Raw genomic sequence first — 22648 nt, forward strand, 5'->3', positions numbered from 1 at the left:
CCTTTACAAATGTATTAATCAAATTGTATCAGAGATTACGGTGTATCGGTTGAAGATTTTTTTGATTGATTTTTGAAGCGCCATCTTAGCGAATGGAATAGAAATAATACCGGGATGTAAGCATATACAATATATAAACCCGCTTGAGATAATACCGTATTTAAAGTGTTGATACTTTCACGGTTTGTAAAAAATAAGGATGAAATAAATATGGCTGCGATAAACAATGGCAGTGTGATTTTAAACGGTATGTGAAAAGATCTTTTACTAATGCAACAAGAAGACCAAATGGTTAAACAAAGATTAGGTAAAATAATAAGATACCATAGAAAAATAATGATGTACTCAAACCTTTGGATAAAAGGAACTTTAATGATTTTTAGCATCGTTAATGTTGGCCAAATAGTATGGTGTAGTTGTCCTTGGCTGTAGTACATAAGGGAAACGATGGCAAGTATTACGTATAGAATCGTTGTAAAAGCAATGCCGCCATGTGCCCATTTATTTAATGATTTTCCTTTTTTAATAAACGGATAAAAAATAAGAATCGCTTCGAATCCAAGAAATTCTAATGCAGATGCTTTCGCTGCAGTTAGAATATCTAAAGGTGAATGAGTGAGAATTGGGAAAATGTTACGGACATGTGCATATTTCATTGGGAAAACTAAGAAAAATAGGACGAAAATCGGTATAATAACGCCCCAAAAACATATTCCTGTTACAGAACGTAAGCCACCTCTAATTATGTAATAAGCTACAAGTAAAAATAGTAAAGTTAATTTCCACGGTTTAATTGTAGGAAAGACCCAAACTTGAATAACTTCAATATATGTACGAAGAACAGTAAGGCAAAATAATAGAAGGTATGCCGCAAAGCATACGGAAAAAAATGTTCCAATCCATTTTCCGAAACATGTCGTATGGATATTCATTAAATCATTATCTTTTTCTAACATTTTCAGCATGCAAAATAATACGATATGAGTTGCAATACCAGCGACAATAAGAGAAATCCAAGAATCATAACCAGCAAATTTCGCAATAATCCTTTGGTATCCTAGTACACCTACTCCAATTTGAAGAGAGTGTAATAAAAGGAATGTGAAATACGGGGAAACTGTATGTGTTTTATCTTGTCCAGTCATGATAGCACCTCACTATTCTCCGATACCAGATTGTACGACATTAATCTTTACGTTGACAGCAACATCTACGTTAGGATACATGTCCTGAATTTGTTTCATGCTCCATTTTCTTGAGTGACTACGAATTTCTTCACGTATACCAATTGGATCGATTTCATTTTCTTGGAATTGTTTTATTAATTCATTTAAATCCTTCTCAAGCAACCTTTCTACATGTCTTTTTACGTAAGTTACATTTTTACTCTTTGATAAATCCAGCCAACTGGGAGCATTTTTTATGAGTCCATTTAATTTTAAGTGTATGTTAACCCTTGGAATATCACCGTTTTGGGAAAGGGAACATACACTTTTTCCGGATAAGTTTTGAGTAGCAATTAACCCTTTATTTTTACCTTTCCGTATCGGAACTTCGTAACGCCCATTTTTCGTTGGATTAATGAGTAATTTAAATAAAAAAGACCTTTTCTTATCTGTATACATAGCCACTTTATCCTTTTTTAAAAAAGCTAATCCTTTAATGGAAGCAGATTTGTCTTCTGATACTTGAATGTAAGGAAGAAATGGATCGCATCCAGATGAATAGAAGTTATATAAAAAAATATGTAAAGCTGTCCGCGGGATTGTCTCGTTTTTTATATTTTGCTCCAATAAATCAGATAAATAAAGTGATCCATTTATTCTGACATGTTTCAGTAATTCTTCTGCTGAACCATCTACAAGTGCTAGCTGCACATCACGGCCAATGTTAGGATCACGTTGTAAGTTGTTAATAACATCTCCAAGTCCATGTTCGCCAAATGCTTTTCCAAATAGGACAACACGCATTTGACCTACAGCGATCGTATGTGGAGATTTGGCGTTTAGAAGGGAAGAGATTGTTTCAATTGTACCTGCATGCGTTGATTGAGTTTCTGGTTTAGATTGTACGCCCTTTGTGTAATCGGGATATAAAATGGTTCCGCGAAATTTTTTATCTTTTATTATATCGAATCCACCTACGTGAATCATTCGCTGTGTATCAACTATATATGCTTCTGTACAACCAGATTGAACAATTAAAATGATAATGGAAAAGCATAATAAAATATTTTTCATTTTTCCTCACCGTCGCGTTTTTCTTTCGCTTTGTTCGGGTCATAGCGCCATTTCTTTTTGGGCCTTAGAAAAGAAGCGCGTTCTGCAGTTTGACTAAATGGAAGGCGAAGGAGTCCTTCTGCTGTCCCTAAACCGCGAAATGGATATAGAGGTAATAAATAAGGTGATCCAAGTGATTTTAAGCGAATTAAATGAGCTAATATGAGTACGAATCCTACAATAAGACCTAAGCCCCCAAATGCACCAGCTAAAAGAATAAGTGGAAATCGTAGTATCCGGATAGTAGAAGACATTTTTACAGTTGGTGTTGTAAAAGAAGCGAGTGCTGATAAAGCAACTGCAATTAATAAAATGTTACTCGTTAAAGCAGCTTGAACAGATGCTTGGCCAATTACAATCCCGCCAACGATGCCGATTGTTTGTCCAACTTTTGTAGGTAATCGTGCTCCAGCTTCACGGAGCAATTCGATTGTGATTTCTAAAAAAAGTGCTTCTAAAATGGGCGGAAAGGGTACATTAGCTCTTGAAAAAATAATCGGACCTAGTAAATCCACAGGAATCATTTGATAGTGATACGTTAATACAGCTGTATAAATAGCTGATGAAAATAGCGAGAATGCTGCTCCGAAAAAGCGAACCATTCGAAGAAATGAGCCTGCTATCCATGGTAAATAATAATCTTCTGGCGAGACGAAGAAATCAAGTAACGTCGCTGGTCCAGCTAATGCGTAAGGTGAACCGTCTGTTAAAATAACAACGCCTCCATTCAGTAATGCGTACACAGAGCGGTCTAACCGCTCTGTAGGTAGTAAAACAGGGAAGGGTGAGTTGCTATTATCACTAATAAACTGTTCAATCATAGTTGCATCAAAAGGATAATCAAAATCAATATCTTGTAGACGTTGTGTTGCAGTGTTAATATGCTGTTCATTTGTAATTCCTTCGATGTAAGCAACTACGATTTTAGTTTTTGACATAGAACCAACGCTAAGTTCTTTAAAAATTAATTGCTCGGTTACGATATTTCGGCGTAATAAATGTATATTTATATCAACATTTTCAACAAAACCAACTTTAGGACCGATAACGCTATATTCATTTTCCGTGTCATTTACTAAACGAGTTCCTAAAACTGTACTTTCAGCGCGTAGGAGTGCATACGCTGCTTGTTCTGAATCTTTTTTTAGCTGTAATAACACATACCCACCTAATAATTTTTCGCGAATATCATCAATGGAAGGGGAGATGATGATGTCTTCAATAGATACAATATTTAAAATATCATCAATATGTTGAATCTCGTCCAATTTATCTTTTATAGGTGCTAAAATGAATCGTTTAATAATAAGTGATTCTACTGTCGATTTATAATAAAACAAACATAATGTGCCATCTTCTATAATGTTATAAGAAGAAAAGTCACTTGATTCTTTCATAGTATGGATAAACTCTGGAATAGAACAGATGGTTTGTTTTTTCTTTTTAGATGATAAACGAAACATTTTCACACCCCCTGACATATATCATTTACTTGTGTTAGTTTTTGGGAAAGACGGGAATTTATACTTGAAAATTGAAAGTTCATAAAGAAAAGGAAGAGTATTGAAAAACTCTTCCTTTTTGGCATATTAATTTGTTTTCTTTTCCTTAATAGACTTTACTAATTTAATCATTTCTGCTCGTATATCTTCTTTTTTTACATTTAATTTTTCTGCAATTTGTTTCATATCCATTCCGTCTTTTTTCATTTTTAGCACATCATCAAGGGGAGTATTACTTTTTTGAGAGATGATTGTTAATACCGTGAGCTGACGTAATCCGATATTATATTCTTTCATTTTTTGTTTTAGCCCGTCTGGTGTAGATTTTTGCATATTTGCTAATTCTTGCAGTAGTGCCTTTTTCGTTTCTTTATTCATATGATGCTTTTTCAACTTACTTGGATCTACCCCGAAATGCTGGGCTGTTTTCTCCCAAGATTTATTTTGCTTATAGTAAGCTAAAACGTCTTTTATTTCTGTTTTGCTCATTCTTGCAATGTGGGCAGCTTTCCAAATTTCATGTTTGTTATAGCCGAGTTTTTCGAGCGACTGCATTTCTTCTTCTGAAATTGGCTTATGATGATGCAATGTTACTTCTTTTGGCGTAGCGGCGAAAGTAGGGAAGACGGTTGCACCGAATAATAATGTTGCCATAGACATACTTACTGCGATTTTTTTGTACATATAAACTCCTCCTAGATGGATAATGTGGAAAACTTTACACATATCATTTCCATAAAATGTGAAAAACTTGTGAAGAAGCTAAGTTTTTTTATTCACAGTAGAAAAAGAAGTTTTTACAGGTTTTCCAACATAAAACATTGATTAATAGTAAAAAACTAGGTTATAATCGAAATTGAAAATCAATATCAATAATAAACGTATACATATAGATAAAAAATAAGGGAGAGAAAAATATGACTACATATACTTCCATCGCAAATGTGATTAAAGAAAGACGTTCTGTTCGTACATTTACAGATAAAGCAGTAGAAAAAGAGTTATTAATTGAACTATTAAACGACGCAACATGGGCACCGAATCATAAACACCGTGAGCCATGGAATTGTAAATTATACATTGGAGAAGGTCGCAAGAAATTAGTAGACGCAGTATTAAACTCTTTCACAGAAGAAGAAAGAGCGAAACGTGGGAAAATTTTATCTGATCGTTTCTTAAGCACGCCAGCACAAATCGTTGTATATATAAATGAAGACCCACGTCAAATTCAGCGTGACGAAGATTACGCTGCAACGTGTGCATTTATGCAAAACTTCCAACTTCTCGCTTGGGAACGCGGTTTAGGTTGTGTTTGGAAGTCAGGTGGATTAAACTACAATCCATTATTTATAGAAGGACTTGGTTTAACTAGAGGTCAACGCATCGTTGGAATTCTGCACCTTGGCTATTTCGATAAAGCACCAGAAGGAAAAGCGCGAGCGCCGATTACGGAGAAGATGGAGATTATTGAGGATTAATAGATGAGACATTCTCGTTTTTACGGGGGTGTCTTTTTATTATGCAATCAATCCTCATGAAAGCTTGTTCTCAATCATACACTTTCTTAAGGGAAAGTGTAAGGAGGGAAAATAATGAGAGCAAGTGACGATAAAGCACTGCAATATGCGATTGCGGAAATTACGGAAATTGCGACTGGATTTGGGCTTGATTTTTATCCGATGCGTTATGAAATATGTCCAGCGGAAATTATTTATACATTTGGTGCATATGGGATGCCGACGCGGTTTTCACATTGGAGTTTTGGAAAACAGTTTTTCAGAATGAAATTACAATACGATTTAGGACTTAGTAAAATATACGAACTCGTTATTAACTCTGATCCATGTTATGCCTTTTTATTAGATACGAACTCGTTAATTCAAAATAAATTAATTGTAGCGCACGTGTTAGCACACTGTGATTTCTTTAAAAATAATATTCGTTTTTCAAATACGAAGCGGGATATGGTAGAAAGTATGTCAGCAACAGCTGAACGGGTGAAAGCGTATGAGCATAAGTACGGAAAAGAAGAGGTAGAAACATTTTTAGATGCCGTACTTGCTATTCAAGAGCATATTGATCCGTCGCTTATGCGTCCAAAACTTGCGTGGAGTATTGATGATTTAGAAGAGGAAGAAGTAGAAAAGAAAAAGGTATCGCAATACGATGATTTATGGAATTTAGATAATCGAAATAAAAAACAGGAACGCTCCAATGTGCGTAAAAAGAAGAAAATCCCACCACAACCAGAAAAAGATTTACTTCTCTTTATTGAAGAATATAGCCGTGAGCTAGAAGATTGGCAGCGAGACATATTAACGATGATGCGAGAAGAAATGCTGTATTTCTGGCCGCAGCTTGAAACAAAAATCATGAATGAAGGCTGGGCATCATACTGGCATCAACGCATACTTCGCGAAATGGACTTAACATCTGATGAAGCAATTGAATTTGCGAAATTAAATGCAGGGGTTGTACAGCCATCCAAAACAAGTATTAATCCATACTACCTCGGTATTAAAATGTTTGAAGATATTGAAGAACGTTACAACAACCCGACAGAAGAAATGAAGCGACGAGGCGTCAAACCAGGATCTGGTCGAGACAAAATCTTTGAAGTACGCGAAATCGAATGGGACGTATCGTTCTTAAGAAACTACTTAAATAAAGATCTCGTAATGAGAGAAGATATGTACTTATTCCAGCGCCAAGGAAAAGAATATAAAGTAATAGATAAAGAGTGGGAACATGTGCGTGATCAACTCGTAAATATGCGTACAAATGGTGGTTTCCCGTACTTAGTAGTAGAAGATGGAGACTACTTAAAGAACGGAGAATTATACATTAAACATAGTTACGAAGGAATCGAGCTCGATTTAAAATACTTAGAAAAGGTATTACCATATCTTCATCAGCTGTGGGGAAGAACAGTGCATATGGAGTCAATTGTAGAGAGTAAGGGCGTTGTGTTTTCTTATGATGGGAAGATGGTGCATCGGAAGTATGTGTGAAGGAAGAACGGACATAGAATGCTATGTTCGTTCTTTTTTTATTTGGAACAAAGTCAAATATGCTATTCTTGAAAAAAGGGAGTTACATAGAGAAATGGAGCGATTCAAATGAGCAAAGTAGGGGTATGCAAGGTGGATATTACGCCGCCTGTTGGCATTGATTTTGTTGGATACCATAGAGAGACAGGAATAAATAATGTTGAAGAGCGTATTTATGGGACGGTTTTTGTATTTGAAAAAGATGAAATGAAAACTGTGTTTATAAGTATTGATAATATTGGAATGTTAGTAGAAGATACGAATATGATTCGTGAGCGAGTAGCAAGTAGGCTTCATGTTCCATTTGAGCGAATAACAGTTGTTTATACACATACACATTCTGGTCCAGAAACTGTTGGTGAGCAACCTTTAGTAAGGTCGTATAAAACGATTTTAGTAAATAATGTGGTGCAAGGTGCTGTTACTGCGAATAACAACTTGAAGCGATGTGAAGTTGGCTGGGGTGTTACGACAGGTGATATTGGAGTAAACCGAAGAGAGAGAGCATCTGATGGAAGAGCGAAGATGGGAACAAATATAGAGGGTGTTGTAGATAAACGAATTGGTATGTTAGCAATAAAAGATGCTGAAACGAAGGAATTAACTGGGATTATAGTATTTTGTACGGCCCATCCGAATGTTTTAAAAGGTGATAGTGATGCATTATCAGCAGACTATCCGGGGATGACAAGAGAGATTCTTGAGAAGATCGTAAACTGTCCTGTTATGATTGTTCAAGGTGCTGCTGGTAATGTGAATGCGAAGTATCGAGGTTCTAAGGAAGCATTAACACAAATGGCTTACACGCTTAGTGGACATGTATTAACGATGTTACCGACAGTTACATATAGCCCAATTGTAAATGTAAGAACGATTTCGAGTATGGTGCAAATGAAGTTGAAGAATATCCCTGAAATTGATGAGATACGAAGCATGGCTTGGTTAGCTGAGAAGCAGTGGGGCGTGAATACGGATGAATGGCTTACTATAGTTTTAGAGAAATATAAGCAAGGTATTCGGCATTTAACTATTGATTTAGAAGTGCAACTGTTTCAAGTGAATGATGGTATGTTTTCAGGTATACCGATGGAACCTTTTTCGGAAACGGCATTAGAAGTGAAAGAGAATCTTCAAAATGAATTGGCTTTCTTTGGTGGATATATGAACGGATATATTGGTTACTTGCCGACAAAGGAAGAAATTTCATATGGTGGTTATGAAGTGGAATTAAGCCCTGTTGTGTATGGGCCGGTTACAAATTTATTGATGCCACCGGAGGAAAATACAGCAGATGTAATCGTACAGAAAGCTATAGAACTATACGTAAAAGAACTTAGAGAGATCTAAGTTCTTTTTTGTTTCAAATTTGTGAAAGAAAGACATATTAATTGAAATTCAATTTTTTATAATTTATCATATACCCATACAGGTATAGGTTTTATATGTATGATATATGAGGGAATTAAATAATAAATAGTATGGAGGTTTGAAATATGTCTAGAAAAATAGTTGTAGTAGGTGGAGTTGCCGGCGGAGCATCAGTAGCTGCAAGACTTCGTCGTTTAAGTGAAGAAGATGAAATTATTATGGTGGAGCGCGGTGAATATATTTCATTTGCAAACTGTGGATTGCCATATTATATTGGCGGTGTCATTACAGAAAGACAAAAATTATTAGTACAAACTGTTGAAAGAATGTCGAAGCGTTTTAATTTAGATATACGTGTATTGAGTGAAGTAGTAAAGATTAATAAAGAAGAGAAAACAATTACGATAAAGAATGTAACGACAAATGAAACATATAGCGAGGAATATGATATTTTAATTCTTTCACCAGGGGCGAAACCAATTGTTCCATCTATCCCGGGTATTGAAGAAGCGAAGGCGTTGTTTACGTTAAGAAATGTACCTGATACAGATCGTATTAAAGCATACGTTGATGAGCAGAAACCACGTCATGCGACGGTTATTGGTGGCGGATTTATTGGTGTGGAGATGGTTGAAAATTTAAGAGAACGTGGAATTGATGTTACTCTTGTAGAGATGGCAAATCAAGTGATGCCACCAATCGATTATGAAATGGCGGCATATGTGCATGAGCATCTTCAAAAACACGATGTTGAGCTCGTTTTTGAAGATGGTGTAGATGCGTTAGAAGAGAATGGGACTGTTGTACGTTTAAAAAGTGGCTCAATTATAGAGACAGATATGATTATTTTAGCAATTGGTGTACAACCAGAGAGTAGTTTAGCGAAGGATGCAGGATTAGCATTAGGAGTTAGAGGGACGATAAAAGTAAATGAGAAATTTCAAACATCGGATCCACATGTATATGCAATTGGTGATGCGATTGAAGTAAAAGATTTTGTTACAGAAACAGAAACGATGATTCCTTTAGCGTGGCCGGCTAATCGTCAAGGTCGCATGTTAGCTGATATTATTCATGGTCATACCGATTCTTTATATAAAGGTACGCTAGGAACTTCTGTAGCTAAAGTTTTCGATTTAACAGTTGCTTCGACGGGAGTAAATGAGAAAATATTAAAACGATTAAATATACCCTATGAGGTAGTTCATGTGCAGGCAAATTCTCATGCTGGATATTATCCGAATGCTACGCCAGTACTAATAAAGTTAATTTTTAATAAAGAAAGCGGAAAAATTTACGGGGCACAGGCGTTAGGGCGTGACGGTGTAGATAAGCGTATGGATGTTATCGCAACGGCAATAAAAGCAAATTTAACTGTACTTGATTTGCCAGATTTAGAATTATCATATGCCCCGCCATATTCTTCTGCAAAAGACCCTGTAAACATGGTAGGGTATGCAGCAAGTAATATAGTAGATGGTTTTGTGGACACAGTACAATGGCATGAAATAGATCGTATTGTTGAAAATGGTGGATATCTTATTGATGTTCGAGAGCCTAATGAATTAAAACAAGGAATGATTAAAGGCTCTATTAATATTCCGTTAGATGAATTACGTGATCGTTTGGATGAGGTGCCGGTAGATAAAGAAATATATATTACTTGTCAACTTGGTATGAGAGGGTATGTAGCAGCACGCATGTTAATGGAAAAAGGGTATAAGGTAAAGAATGTAGATGGTGGTTTTAAATTGTATGGAACGGTAGTACCAGAACGTGTTGTATATTGATATTTTTTCATCTTCCACTTCAAAATTTGGTGGAAGATGAAAGCCTATAGATTAAGGTTTCGCTTTGTATTTTGTGAATGTATAAGGTGAAAATTAAAAATAGGGGTTTACAAAATACCCTGCAGGGTATAATATATTGTCATAGGTTATAAATAGTGACATAATGGTAATGAGGTGATTATACAATGGAATATAATCAAGACATGAAAAATAGATTAAAACGTATTGAAGGGCAAGTTCGTGGTGTGCTTCGTATGATGGAAGAAGGAAAAGATTGCCGAGAGGTTATTACCCAGTTAACGGCATCTCGTTCTGCTCTTGATCGTACAATTGGACTTGTTGTTGGAACGAATTTAGAGCAATGTTTGCGTGAACAGTTTGAAAGTGGTAATGGTTCAAATGAAGAGTTAATTAAAGAAGCTGTTCAATTACTTGTAAAAAGCCGATAATCTGTCAAACGTAATTGTTGACAGATTTTCAAAAACATTTTAACATACCCCTACAGGTATATGTATATGAGTTGTGGAGGAATCGACTATGAGTATAAAAGTGGATATGAGTTTAGATTGTAAAGGGTTAGCTTGTCCGATGCCGATTGTGAAAACGAAGAAGGCGATAGAAGGATTGGCATCAGGACAAGTGATTGAAATTAAGGCAACAGATAAAGGGTCTACAGTAGACATACAAAGCTGGGCGAATAAAGTAGGGCATCAATATATCGGGACGAAACAAGAGGGCGATGTTTTGATGCATTACGTTAGGAAAGCGCATGAGCATGAAGTGAATGAAGTAGCAAAGTATCCTCATACAATTACGAATGCAGAGTTGGAAGAGATATTATTAAGTGATGAAGAGTGTATTGTATTAGATGTTCGAGAAGCGGCGGAATTCGCCTTTGGTCATATTCCATCTGCTATTTCGGTGCCATTAGGTGAACTAGAAAGCGCAAGGTTAGATAAGACGAAGCAAATTTATGTTGTTTGCCGAACTGGTAACCGTAGTGATGTAGCTTGCCAAATGTTGAAAGAGAAAGGTTATACAAATGTGAAAAATGTCATTCCAGGTATGGTAGAGTGGCAAGGAAATAGAGAGAATTAAATTTTTTTAAATAAAAATATACCATAGGGGGTAAAAAGATGAGCGTTAAATCATTACAAGCAAAAGATGTTGCAGAGAAAGTTTTATTCGGAGAGTTGTTTATTTTAGATGTTCGTAATGAGACGGATTATGAAGATTGGAAAATTGAAGGTAAACAAATCTCATCTATAAATAAACCGTATTTTGATTTGCTAGATGGTGTAGATCATATTGTAAGTGAATTACCTAAGGGTAAAGATGTTTTAGTAGTATGTGCAAAAGAAGGGTCTTCTATATTTGTGGCAGAGCAGTTAACAGAGGCTGGATTAGAAAATATTTATTATTTAGCTGGTGGTATGAGGTCTTGGAGTGAATATGTAAAGCCTATAAAAGTTGGAGATTTAAAAAATGGCGGAAGTATGTACCAGTTTAACCGCCTTGGAAAAGGCTGTTTATCTTATATGGTCGTTTCAAACGGTGAAGCAGCAGTTATCGATGCAGTAAGAACAGTTGAAGCGTATGAAGAATTTGCGAAAGAGCATGGCGTTACGATTACGAATGTAATGGATACACATTTACATGCAGACCATATTTCTGGAGGACGTAAGTTAGCGGGAAAAGTAGGTGGTACGTATTGGTTACCGCCAAAAGATGCGGAGGAAGTTGTTTTCTCATACGAACCGCTCGTTGAAGGATCTATTATTACGGTGGGAGGTACTAAAATTGAAATTGACGCATTATACTCACCAGGGCATACGATTGGAAGTACATCATTTATTGTAGATAATTCCTATTTATTATCAGGCGATATTTTATTTGTAGATTCAATCGGGCGTCCGGACCTTGCTGGGAAAGCTGAAGATTGGGTGAGTGATTTACGAAATACGTTATATACACTTTATAAGGAGCTGTCCCAAGATTTAATTGTTTTACCAGCTCATTATTCAAAAATAAGTGAAATGGATGAAAGAGGTATTGTGAGTGCAAACTTACAAGATCTATTCAAAGATAATGTAGGATTAAATATTATAGATGAGGTAGAGTTCCGTAAAACTGTAACAGAAAACTTACCACCTCAGCCAAATGCATATGAAGAAATCCGTCAAACGAATATGGGTAAAATTCATCCGAGTGTGGATGAAGAGCGTGAAATGGAGATTGGTCCAAATCGTTGTGCAGTGCACGATTCATTATAAAATAAAGCTTTAATCGACTACAGCTTAATGTTTTTACAGATGAGTTTTGAGTTGGAGTATGACTACCCGCAAATAACGGGATAAAAATAAAAAACTGGAGGAATAGATGATGAATGTAAAACAAGTATTAGATGCGAAAGATTTAGCATGTCCAATGCCGATTGTAAGAACGAAGAGAGCGATGGATACTTTGCAAACTGGAGAAGTGTTAGAAGTACATGTAACGGATAAAGGGTCAGTTAAGGATATTCCAGCGTGGGCAAATAAAGGTGGTCATGACATCGTAAAGCATGAAGAAGAAGCTGATGTGCTGAAATTCTGGATTAAGAAGGCGTAGCATGTTTATAAATGTAGAGAGGTTGGTTATATGAATACAATATTAATTATGCTTTTCATTGTACTGGCTGCAGCGTTTGTTATTTCACGTTTTTTACCGGTGAAAGGTGTTCAAAATATAAGTAGGAAAGAATTAAAGAGTATAGCAGGAAAAAAGGGAAAACAATTTATCGATGTTCGCACAGTAGGTGAATATAGAGGCAATCATATGAAAGGATTTCAAAATATTCCCCTAAATGAGTTAGCGAGTAAGGCAAATCAGTTAGATAAAAATAAGGAAGTAATCGTTATTTGTCAGAGCGGGATGAGAAGTAAGCAAGCAGCAAAAGTATTAAAGAAATTAGGATTTCAGCACGTTATCAATGTTTCAGGCGGTATGAATGGCTTGTGAGGAGGAAATTTAAAATGAAAGAAATGACAGCAAAAGAATTAGAAGAAAAATTGTTACGTAAAGAGGCAGTAAATATCGTAGACGTACGTGAAGTAGAGGAAGTCGCCGAGGGGAAAATTCCAGAAGCCTGTAACATTCCACTAGGATCATTAGAATTTCGAATGCATGAGTTGGATAAAAAGAAAGAATATATTATCGTTTGTCGCTCTGGCGGAAGAAGTGGAAGAGCAGTTCAGTTTTTAGAGAGCTACGGTTTTCAAGCAATCAATATGGTAGGTGGTATGTTAGCGTGGGAAGGTAAAGTCGTATAGTACAGAGATAAATGATTTGAGCCTTTTTACAAATAATAATATACCCCTATAGGTAATTGGAGGGAGAACAACATGGAACAACAGAAGAAAACAACAATCGTTTTATTTAGCGGAGATTACGATAAAGCGATGGCTGCTTATATTATTGCAAATGGTGCAGCGGCGTATGATCAAGAGGTGACTATTTTTCATACTTTCTGGGGATTAAATGCTTTAAGGAAAGATGAACCTGTGAAGATAAAGAAAACTTTCATAGAAAAAGTATTTGGAAAAATGATGCCCCGCGGTGCTGATAAGATGGGATTATCAAAAATGAATTTTGCTGGTATGGGACCAAAGATGATTAAAGGTATTATGAAAAAACATAATGCGATGCCTTTACCAGATTTAATTGATTTGGCGAAAGAACAGGGGATTAAACTTGTAGCTTGTCAAATGACAGTAGATTTATTAGGGTTAAAAGAGGAAGAGATTATGGAAGGGGTAGAGTTTGCAGGAGTAGGAGCTTATTTAGCAGATGCTTCGGACGGGAATGTGAACTTATTCATTTAAATCACCTTCTTTTTAGAAGGCGGGGGATATAAGGTGAGTTTAGTCGTATTACTTTTTATAATTGGGTTTATAGGATCGTTTATATCAGGAATGGTTGGAATTGGCGGTGCGATTATTAATTATCCGATGATCTTATACATTCCGGTATTGCTAGGATTTACTGGCTATACTGCACATGAAGTAAGTGGTATTACAGCGGTGCAAGTATTCTTTGCAACTTTTGCAGGGGCATGGGCCTATCGGAAAAGTAATGATATGGATAAAACACTAGTTGTGTATATGGGAGCTAGTATATTAATAGGAAGTTTCATAGGTAGTTTTGGTGCTAACGTATTAGAGGAACATACGGTTAATGTTGTTTATGCAGCGTTAGCCACAATTGCTGCTATGATGATGTTCGTACCGAAACGAAATAATGGTGATGAAGTGAAATATAATAAATGGTTAGCAAGTTTGTTAGCATTTATTGTAGGAGGCACATCAGGCATTATAGGTGCTGGAGGTTCGTTCCTTTTAGTTCCGATTATGTTAGTTATTTTAAAGTTACCGATACGTACAACAATAGCGACCTCTATCGCTATTACGTTCATTTCCTCAGTAGGGATTACGACTGGAAAAGTGATAACTGGGCAAGTAGTTGTAGTTCCAGCTCTTATTATTGCGATTGCAAGCATCTTTGCTGCGCCGCTTGGAGCGCGAGTTGGGAAGAGGATCAATCAAAAAGCACTGCAATATATGTTATCGATTTTGATTGTAGGTACTGCTGTTAAGATGTGGATCGATATGTTATCGAAATAAAAGGATGGCGCTGCTTGCAGCCCATCCTTTTATTTATCCTGCTATTAGAAGGCAGGTTGATTATGCCCAAATAACTTTCATTAAGTTTTTATATTCGTCATTTGCTAATTTATATAGCATTCTCGTATGTTCAAAGACAAGTGCTGGATTGAAATTTGGTTCTGAGAATGCAAGAGATGTTGAAATATCAATTGCATTTTGCTTGTTTAATGTAAATTTTGCAAATCGATAAGATGTGTTTAATTCATTAATAACATGCAAAATATCATTTGTTGCTGTTGCATCAGGTACGTGAGCAACATTGAAGCAGTATATATCTACAGTAGGATGTTCGTTTTGGAAAGCAGCGATAAGTTGAATTTTTGCGCCAGCTTCTGTCTCTAACCCTACTGAAAAATGAACAGAACCATCATTTTCATCTATATTTTCTTCCATGTATATATCGTTTGACTTTAAGTAGTCCTTAAAATCTGAGATGTTATGTTTTACTGCAGCTTTCATATGTATGAGCCCCCTGATAATTGGAATAGATTGCTACTATTTATTATAATTTAAAAATATTAAAAAAGATAGTTAGAAAGTTCTGATTTTTAATTGTGAAGCAATAAAAAGAAGCAGTACTCTACCTCCATAGAGAACTGCTTCTTTTTTATTCATTGTCGTTAGACGATGTTTCTTTGTCTTCATTGCTATTTTTTGATGCATTGTTACTTGATTCGCGTTCACTTGTATTTTCAGACTTAGATTCTTTTGTTTTCTCTGTACTTGTTTTTTTCGAATCAGAGTCTGTTTTTGTATATGCAGGTAATCCAAGATGAGTACGAAGATCGTTTGTAACTTTTGCTAATTCTTTTTTATCTGGATTGTAGTAATACGTTCGGCCGCCACCAGCAGATTGGCTACAAGTATCATCACCTTTTGCCATGTAGCAGTCTTCGCCTTGAATTTGTAATTTTTCTATTTCTGAATCCGATCCGTACTTATAGAATGAAAGCATATCATCGAATGTTAAGTTTGTAACGAATTGTCCGTTAATATCATCAATGATGTTACCAACTTTTGTTACAGATCCAACGCTTGTTAGTTTCTTTAAAATTGCTTCAATAACGAGCTGTTGACGTTGCCCACGCATTGCATCACTATCGATGTGGCGTGTTCTAGCAAGAGCAAGAGCTTCTTCACTATTTAGCTTTTGAACACCTTTCTTCAGGTGAATTGCATCAGCATTATCATTACTATCTTGTTCCGTAAATTCAACTGGTACGTCAACTTCAATGCCGCCTAAATCGTCGACAATTTTCATAAATGATTTGAAGTTAAACTTTACAAAGTAATCAACAGGAACATTTAGTAATTTTTCAACTGCATCAATACTTGCTTGTGGTCCACCATCTTTTCCGTTTTTAGTAGAACCGTATGCATGAGCGTGTGTAATTTTATCTTTTTTCTTTTCCACTGGAATATACGTATATGTATCTCGTGGAATACTTAATAGTTTTACAGTTTTGCTATCTTTATTAAACGTTGCAAGTAATAGTGCATCCGTTCTTATAGCTTCACCATATTCTTTCCCACGGACATCGCTTTCATCAACGCCCATGATTAAGACAGAGACATTGTTTGTAATAGGTTTTACAACTTTATCACGTAAATCAGATTTATCACCGCGTGCTAAATCGTGTGCGGCATTTCGAACAGCAGAAGATGCTTTATTTACTAAAAACCAAGTATAACCGCCACCTACTATTAAAAAGAATAGAATAACGCTTATAATAATTTTTGTTTTTTTCTTACTTTTTTTCGGTTTACTGCGTGTATTTTCTTGCAAAGATGGGTTTTGCTCCATTTCCTGTACTCCTTCATTTGGATTGAAATACGACACTCATATCCACTTATTATAATGAAATTTGACGAAAAAAAACATTACAAAACATTTACATTTCGTAAAAATTCAATTTATTTATAAAAAGTCAGATTTTTTATATTTTATTTTTGAGATGTAGAATAAGTATAAGTTGTTTTAGTGGAAATGAAAATATGTATTGTGAGAAAGTAATAGAGAAGTAAGATTTGTTGAAATATAGCCATGAAGAAATGAGTAGGTTTAATTATTTCTTCTATATAATAAAGAAGAAATTTACGGATAAAGGAGAGGGCATAATGAATCATACATCATTCCGAGCAATCGTTGTGAACGAAGCGGAAAATCATCAGTTTGAAAGAAAAGTTGTTGAAAGAGAAGTAAGTAGTTTACCAGAAGGAGATGTGCTAATAAGGGTTCATTATTCTTCCTTAAATTATAAAGATGCCCTTTCGGCTACTGGAAATAAAGGTGTGACGAGAACATATCCTCATACGCCAGGAATCGATGCCGCAGGAGAAGTTGTGAGTAGTGAAGATAACTCTTTTAAGGCAGGAGATCAAGTTATTGTAACGGGATATGACTTAGGTATGAATACCTCTGGTGGTTTCGGAGAATATATTCGCGTGCCATCATCTTGGGTCGTGCCTTTACCAGAAGGACTGTCATTAAAGGAAAGTATGATGTACGGGACGGCAGGTTTTACAGCCGCTTTATCAGTATATAAGCTTATTAGAGCAGGAGTAACGCCTAGTATGGGCGATGTTTTAGTAACGGGTGCTACAGGCGGTGTAGGAAGTGTAGCTGTTAGTATTTTAAGTAAGTTAGGGTTTAGCGTAGTAGGAGCGACAGGAAAAATGGAAGAGGAACAGATGCTACTACGTCTAGGAGCGAAAAAAGTGATGCATCGCGCGGAATTGAATGATGAATCAGGAAGACCAATGTTAAAAGGAATATACGCCGGGGTTATCGATACTGTAGGTGGACATATGTTAGAAACCGCTTTAAAAACGGTAAAGTATGGCGGGTGCGTAACGACATGCGGTAATGTGGCAGGCCAGCAATTACAAACAACGGTATATCCGTTTATTTTACGAGGTATCAGCCTGTTAGGGATAGATTCAGTGCAATGCCCAGTGGATGTGAGAAGAGATGTGTGGACGCTCCTAGCCAATGAATGGGGAAATAAAGAGTTGCGATCTTATACAGAAGAATGTGCATTAGAAGAATTAGATGAGAAGTTTACACTTATATTGCAAGGAAAGTTAAAAGGAAGAACGGTTGTAAATATGAAATGAAAAAAGAGACGCTCACGTGAACTGACCCCAAAAAGTTAGACAAAGAAGTTAAGCGACTGATTGGATTTGAGTCCGGTATTGTACTGGACTCATTCCATTTAACTTCGCTTTAATTCTTTTATGATTGTTTTACTATCTGTATCTTTTCTTTAGGAGAAAACTTTCCCATAAAAAAATACACCTCCAATTGTTAATTGTGTCTAACAATTGGGGTGCACATCAACGTGAGCGTCTCTTTTTTATTATAATGATTGTTTTAAATTGACTTTACCTTGTTCACCTAAAACACCATCAGCGATATTTACAGCGTGATCGCCAATACGCTCTAAGTTACTTACCATATCAACGAAGATGATACTTGCATCACCTGAACAGCTACGTTCGTTCAGACGTAATACGTGACGTTTACGAAGAACACGTTCCATTTGATCGATTTTACGTTCTTTTGCAATAACAGTTTGAGCTAGTTCAGTATCGAAGTTTGTTAAAGCTTCAACTGCGTCTTGTAATGTTGAAATCGTTAACTCAAGCATTTCATTTAGTTCAGTTAGTGCCTCGTCTGATAGGGAAACACGGTTTGAAATTTGGAAATCTACAAGTTCTACAAGGTTTTCTACATGATCACCGACACGTTCAATATCTCCAACAACACCTGCTAGAACTGAATGCTTCTCAGAGTCTGTCGGTGAAAGTGGTTTTTCTGATAGTAAAACTAAATACTCGGTAATCTTTTTATCTAAATTGTTAATAGCTCCTTCTAATTGAGTAGCCATGTCAGCGTGTTTTTTATCTTGTGTGTTTAAAAATTGGTTTGCTTCTTTTAATCCATGTAATGAAAACTCAGCCATACGAATAATTTCTTTTTGTGCTTCTGTTAAAGCAATAGCTGGAGATTGTTCAATGAAGATTGGATTTAAATGTTGCGGTTTGAAATCAATAGCAGCATCTTCACCACGAATAATTTTCGTTACAATCCATGCTAATACAGCGATGAATGGGAATTGAACAATAGTGTTCGTTACGTTAAATGTTCCATGTGCAAATGCAATTGTCATTTCTGGATTTAAGTTTAATGACGTTTGGAAATATTGAATTAAATTTGTAAAAGGTATTAATAAAATCGTAAAGATGATTGTACCGACAATATTAAAGATAACGTGAACTAATGCCGCACGTCTTGCAGCAATTGAAGTACCGATTGCTGCTAATACTGCTGTAATTGTTGTACCGATATTATCACCGAATAATACAGGAAGGGCAGCTTGTAAATCGATTGCACCTTGACCGAATAGTTCTTGTAAAATACCGATTGTTGCACTTGAACTTTGTACAATTAAAGTGAAGACTGTACCAACAACAATACCTAAAATTGGATTATCACTCATGCTAACTGTTAATTCCTGGAATGACTCTAAAGAACGAAGAGGCTTCATACCTGTGCTCATTAGTTCTAAACCGAAGAATAACATACCAAAACCGAATATAACTTGACCTAAAGAATGTACTTTTTTATTTTTAAAGAAGAATAGTAAGATAGCTCCAACTGCCATAATTGGAAGAGCATATTCTCCGATTTTAATTCCGATAATAAATGCAGTAACTGTCGTACCGATGTTCGCACCCATAATAACACCGATTGCTTGTCTTAATGTCATAAATCCAGCACTTACGAGTCCGACTGTTAAAGCGGTTGTTCCTGAACTTGATTGGATTAATACAGTAACTAGCATACCTGCTAGTACACCCATCAGTGGGTTTGTTGTAAAGCGATCTAGAATATCGCGAAGACGATCTCCAGCCGCTTGTTGCAGTCCATCGCCCATGTATTTAATCCCGAATAAGAAAATACCTAATCCACCAATGAACTGGAAGATCATATCTTGAACATTATATTCCACGCATTCCACTCCTTAAATTTCATGTACGATGTAATTATTAACTGAACCTTGAGGCACTGTAAACGGTTTATCAGTAAAATTTACACTAAATTTACAAAGGGAAGAAAAGTTTACAATTCCTTAAAGAAATGGCTGTATTTTATTGGTTTTTATCTTGTATAAATCTTAATTTTGTAAAGAAATCACACTTTTTAGAATGCTATTTTTCGGTTGAATATGAAGGAAAGCGTCTGCGAGTTCATCGTATATTTTTTGATGAAAGTTAATAAAATATGTAGGAAAATGCATGTAGTTTTATAACATCAAAAATACGAAAAAAGCCACTGAAATTATCCAGCCGCTTTTTCTCTGTTTTTATTTCCGTGCTTTTGTTTTCTTACACTTGTGATGTAAATAAACAGGAAAGCAATAAGTAGTAGAGAGGAATAACGATATACAGTTGCATAGTTTGTAAAATGTGCAATGAATCCAAAAATAATCGCGCCAGCACCAATTCCTAGGTCAAATGCTGAGAAGAATGTAGCTGTTGCAACTCCTCGGCGGTGAGGTGCTACTCGGTCGATCATCCATGCTTGTAGAGCAGGTTGAATCGCTCCAAATCCACTTCCGTAGCATGCTGCCGCAATAATTAAACTTGGAATTGTAGTTGTATACGACAATAAAATAATACCTGTAAACGTAATAATAACTCCTGGAATAATAACGAATGTATGACCTTTCGCATCATATAATTTTCCAGAAAACGGCCGAGTGACGGCGATTGCAAGTGCATTAAATAAGAAGAAGAGGCTTATATCAGCAATTCCGACTTCCGTAGCAAATAATGTAATAAAGCTCCCGATTCCTCCGTACATTAATGTAATACATAATATTAATAATGAAGGAAGTAAAGCTTTACGTTCAATAAATCCATCAAGGAAGGTACCAGATGTTTGCTGTGGTGATTGCGGCGATTTTTTGATTTGAAGTAGTTTCGTTAATATTAATGAAACAATTGTACAGGAAAGTGCACATAAAAAAAGAATCGTGAAGTTATATGTTTGCATAAGCCAAAGTCCGATAAGTGGACCGAGCGCCATTGCAATCGTTCCAGAAAGACCGAAATATCCCATGCCTTCACCACGGCGAGCTTGCGGAATTAAATCTGAAACGACAGTTCCATATGTAGTCGTTGTAATACCAAAACCAGCTCCGTGTAAAATTCGAACGGCAAGCAATAGGAAAACAGTTGAAGCGAAAAGGTAACTACCCATAGCGAGTAAACAAATAGCAGTACCAATCATTAAAATGATTTTTTTGCTGAATTTTTGCAAGGCATTTCCAGTTAGCGGTCTAACAAAAAGTGCCGCAACAGTAAACATGCCGACAACGAATCCGATATTGGAACTTGTACCTCCAATTTCTTTCACATAAACGGGTAAAGTAGGAATTAACATTTGAAACCCTAAAAACATACATAAGTTTGCTAGAATTAGCGCGACAAATTCTTTTGTCCATAACGGTTCTCGTTTTACGAGTATTGCTTCTCCCATGTATTCATCCCCTATATAAAAAATTTCTCTTTTCTTTCGAGTATATGTATTGGCCAATGTAACAGTCAAGGAAGGTGCCTTGAAAACGTACAACAATTTTCGAGGTAAAAAACTGACAAATTTGTGTAAAAGCTACACAACTATGAAAAAAAGTTGTAAAGTATAGATGTATAGACTTGTAGTTGTTATGAATGATAGAAATTATTTTTTCTTTAAAGAAAGCGGATTCAAAAAGTAGTGAATGAGAAGGGGATATATACTTTTTCACTACATATATTTGAAAAGGTTTACAAAACAATGAAGAAAGAGGCGTGTACATATGAGACGATTAGGTATTTCTATTTATCCAGAACATTCAACAGTAGAGAAAGATAAGGAATATTTAACATTAGCAAGTAAATACGGATTTACACGTGTATTCACATGCTTATTGTCTGTAGATGGAGAAAAAGAGAAAATTATAGAAGAGTTTAAAGAAACGATCTCTCATGCAAATGCATTAGGGTTCCAAGTATTAGTTGATATTAGTCCAGCTGTTTTTGAACAACTAGGTATTTCGTATAATGATTTATCATTCTTCCATGAACTAGGTGCGTACGGTATTCGTTTAGATGTTGGTTTCTCAGGATTAGAAGAATCAATTATGACTTACAATCCGTATGGCTTAAAAATTGAGATTAATATGAGTAACGGTACGAAGTATGTAGATAATATTATGAGCCATAGACCAAATCGTGAAAATTTAATTGGTTGCCATAATTTTTATCCGCATCGTTATTCTGGATTATCATACGCTCATTTCATTACATGCTCGAAACAATTTAAAGATTACGGTATGAGAACGGCTGCTTTTATTTCATCATTTGATGCAACATATGGACCTTGGCCCGTAACAGAAGGATTATGTACGTTAGAACAGCATCGTGAACTACCAATGACAACACAGGCGAAGCATTTATTTGCGACAGAATTAATTGATGATGTTATTATTGCGAACGCTTATGCATCAGAAGAAGAATTACAAGCACTAGGTGCATTAAATAAAGAGAAACAAACATTTGATATAGAGTTATATGATACAGCGACAGAACTAGAAAGAATTATTGTATTAGACGAACCTCATTTTTATCGCGGGGATGTATCTGAATATATGATTCGCTCGACACAAAGCCGTGTGAAATATAAAAAAGAAGAGTTTAAACCTCATCATACACGTGAAATTAAGCGCGGCGATCTTTTAATTGATAATGAGCAATATGGCCAATATAAAGGTGAATTGCAAATTGCATTAAAAGATATGGTGAATACAGGAAAAACAAATGTAGTTGGTCGAATTGTAGAAGAAGAGATTTTCTTACTAGACTATTTACAAGCATGGGATAAATTCGGATTTACATTAAAGAAATAGA

General features: G+C 35.7%; 22 protein-coding genes and 1 pseudogene. 14 read left to right on the forward strand and 9 right to left on the reverse strand.

Annotated features, from left to right (window positions below; all coding sequences use genetic code 11):
• Positions 1-35: 35 nt before the first annotated feature.
• The 4 genes from EKQ63_RS05550 to EKQ63_RS05565 form a co-directional block, all read right to left on the reverse strand.
• Positions 36-1145 (reverse strand): GerAB/ArcD/ProY family transporter, encoded by a 1110-nt coding sequence (locus EKQ63_RS05550; protein ID WP_087951419.1) that lies wholly within the window; start codon positions 1143-1145, stop codon positions 36-38.
• A 12-nt stretch (positions 1146-1157) separates the two neighbouring features.
• Positions 1158-2240 (reverse strand): spore germination protein GerYC, encoded by a 1083-nt coding sequence (locus EKQ63_RS05555; RefSeq protein WP_143880807.1) that lies wholly within the window; start codon positions 2238-2240, stop codon positions 1158-1160.
• Positions 2237-3742, reverse strand: a complete 1506-nt coding sequence (gene gerYA / locus EKQ63_RS05560; protein WP_143880808.1) for a spore germination protein GerYA — start codon at positions 3740-3742, stop codon at positions 2237-2239. The genes EKQ63_RS05555 and gerYA overlap by 4 nt, the downstream gene beginning before the upstream one ends.
• A 126-nt stretch (positions 3743-3868) precedes the next feature.
• Positions 3869-4465 (reverse strand): hypothetical protein, encoded by a 597-nt coding sequence (locus EKQ63_RS05565; protein WP_140168588.1) that lies wholly within the window; start codon positions 4463-4465, stop codon positions 3869-3871.
• 233 nt (positions 4466-4698) lie between these two features.
• Here EKQ63_RS05565 and EKQ63_RS05570 point away from each other — a divergent pair, with 233 nt between their 5' ends.
• The 12 genes from EKQ63_RS05570 (at position 4699) to EKQ63_RS05625 (ending at position 14650) form a co-directional block, all read left to right on the forward strand.
• Positions 4699-5259, forward strand: a complete 561-nt coding sequence (locus EKQ63_RS05570; protein ID WP_048554289.1) for a nitroreductase family protein — start codon at positions 4699-4701, stop codon at positions 5257-5259.
• Positions 5260-5373: 114 nt separating this feature from the next.
• The gene (spoVR, locus tag EKQ63_RS05575; RefSeq protein ID WP_048554287.1) at positions 5374-6792 is read left to right on the forward strand and encodes a stage V sporulation protein SpoVR; all 1419 of its coding nucleotides are present in this window, start codon (positions 5374-5376) and stop codon (positions 6790-6792) included.
• Positions 6793-6900: 108 nt separating this feature from the next.
• Complete coding sequence (locus EKQ63_RS05580; RefSeq protein ID WP_143880809.1) at positions 6901-8178, forward strand: neutral/alkaline non-lysosomal ceramidase N-terminal domain-containing protein; 1278 nt, start codon at positions 6901-6903, stop codon at positions 8176-8178.
• 146 nt (positions 8179-8324) lie between these two features.
• Positions 8325-9989, forward strand: coding sequence for a CoA-disulfide reductase (gene cdr / locus EKQ63_RS05585; RefSeq protein WP_143880810.1), 1665 nt, complete (start codon positions 8325-8327; stop codon positions 9987-9989).
• Positions 9990-10174: 185 nt separating this feature from the next.
• Positions 10175-10438 carry a metal-sensitive transcriptional regulator gene (locus tag EKQ63_RS05590; RefSeq protein WP_000456206.1) on the forward strand — a complete coding sequence of 88 codons (264 nt, stop codon included), beginning with the start codon at positions 10175-10177 and terminating at the stop codon, positions 10436-10438.
• Positions 10439-10526: 88 nt separating this feature from the next.
• Positions 10527-11087: a sulfurtransferase TusA family protein gene (locus tag EKQ63_RS05595; RefSeq protein ID WP_143880811.1), complete on the forward strand. Its 561-nt coding sequence runs from the start codon at positions 10527-10529 to the stop codon at positions 11085-11087.
• Between the two features lie 38 nt (positions 11088-11125).
• A complete protein-coding gene (locus EKQ63_RS05600; RefSeq protein WP_143880812.1) occupies positions 11126-12262 on the forward strand; it encodes an MBL fold metallo-hydrolase in 1137 nt (378 codons plus the stop codon).
• Positions 12263-12368: 106 nt separating this feature from the next.
• Positions 12369-12599 (forward strand): sulfurtransferase TusA family protein, encoded by a 231-nt coding sequence (locus EKQ63_RS05605; protein ID WP_143880813.1) that lies wholly within the window; start codon positions 12369-12371, stop codon positions 12597-12599.
• Positions 12600-12629: 30 nt separating this feature from the next.
• Positions 12630-12989, forward strand: a complete 360-nt coding sequence (locus EKQ63_RS05610) for a rhodanese-like domain-containing protein (RefSeq protein WP_088327426.1) — start codon at positions 12630-12632, stop codon at positions 12987-12989.
• Between the two features lie 14 nt (positions 12990-13003).
• Entirely contained in the window at positions 13004-13300 is a 297-nt protein-coding gene (locus EKQ63_RS05615; protein WP_143880814.1) for a rhodanese-like domain-containing protein, read from the forward strand.
• 72 nt (positions 13301-13372) lie between these two features.
• Positions 13373-13852, forward strand: a complete 480-nt coding sequence (locus tag EKQ63_RS05620) for a DsrE/DsrF/DrsH-like family protein (protein WP_087951430.1) — start codon at positions 13373-13375, stop codon at positions 13850-13852.
• Between the two features lie 33 nt (positions 13853-13885).
• Positions 13886-14650, forward strand: coding sequence for a sulfite exporter TauE/SafE family protein (locus EKQ63_RS05625; RefSeq protein ID WP_143880815.1), 765 nt, complete (start codon positions 13886-13888; stop codon positions 14648-14650).
• A gap of 60 nt (positions 14651-14710) precedes the next feature.
• Here EKQ63_RS05625 and EKQ63_RS05630 read toward each other — a convergent pair whose 3' ends face one another.
• Entirely contained in the window at positions 14711-15151 is a 441-nt protein-coding gene (locus tag EKQ63_RS05630) for a hypothetical protein (RefSeq protein ID WP_000642359.1), read from the reverse strand.
• 148 nt (positions 15152-15299) lie between these two features.
• A complete protein-coding gene (locus tag EKQ63_RS05635) occupies positions 15300-16496 on the reverse strand; it encodes an LCP family protein (protein WP_087951432.1) in 1197 nt (398 codons plus the stop codon).
• A gap of 314 nt (positions 16497-16810) precedes the next feature.
• On the opposite strand from EKQ63_RS05635, the gene EKQ63_RS05640 reads away from it, so the two are divergent.
• On the forward strand, positions 16811-17809 hold the full coding sequence (locus tag EKQ63_RS05640; protein ID WP_143880816.1) for a YhdH/YhfP family quinone oxidoreductase: 999 nt from the start codon (positions 16811-16813) through the stop codon (positions 17807-17809).
• 48 nt (positions 17810-17857) lie between these two features.
• Here EKQ63_RS05640 and EKQ63_RS30660 read toward each other — a convergent pair.
• The 3 genes and pseudogenes from EKQ63_RS30660 to EKQ63_RS05655 form a co-directional block, all read right to left on the reverse strand.
• Positions 17858-17932 (reverse strand): annotated as a pseudogene (locus tag EKQ63_RS30660) (IS3 family transposase); the annotation flags it as partial.
• A gap of 119 nt (positions 17933-18051) precedes the next feature.
• The gene (locus tag EKQ63_RS05650) at positions 18052-19707 is read right to left on the reverse strand and encodes a Na/Pi cotransporter family protein (protein WP_087951434.1); all 1656 of its coding nucleotides are present in this window, start codon (positions 19705-19707) and stop codon (positions 18052-18054) included.
• Between the two features lie 329 nt (positions 19708-20036).
• Positions 20037-21239: an MFS transporter gene (locus tag EKQ63_RS05655; protein WP_087951435.1), complete on the reverse strand. Its 1203-nt coding sequence runs from the start codon at positions 21237-21239 to the stop codon at positions 20037-20039.
• A 319-nt stretch (positions 21240-21558) separates the two neighbouring features.
• Between EKQ63_RS05655 and EKQ63_RS05665 the strand changes: the two genes are divergently transcribed.
• A complete protein-coding gene (locus tag EKQ63_RS05665; protein WP_143880817.1) occupies positions 21559-22647 on the forward strand; it encodes a DUF871 domain-containing protein in 1089 nt (362 codons plus the stop codon).
• Position 22648 lies beyond the last annotated feature (1 nt).

It is taken from the genome of Bacillus sp. BD59S (assembly GCF_007363175.1).
GTDB classification, from domain to species: Bacteria; Bacillota; Bacilli; order Bacillales; family Bacillaceae_G; genus Bacillus_A; species Bacillus_A pacificus.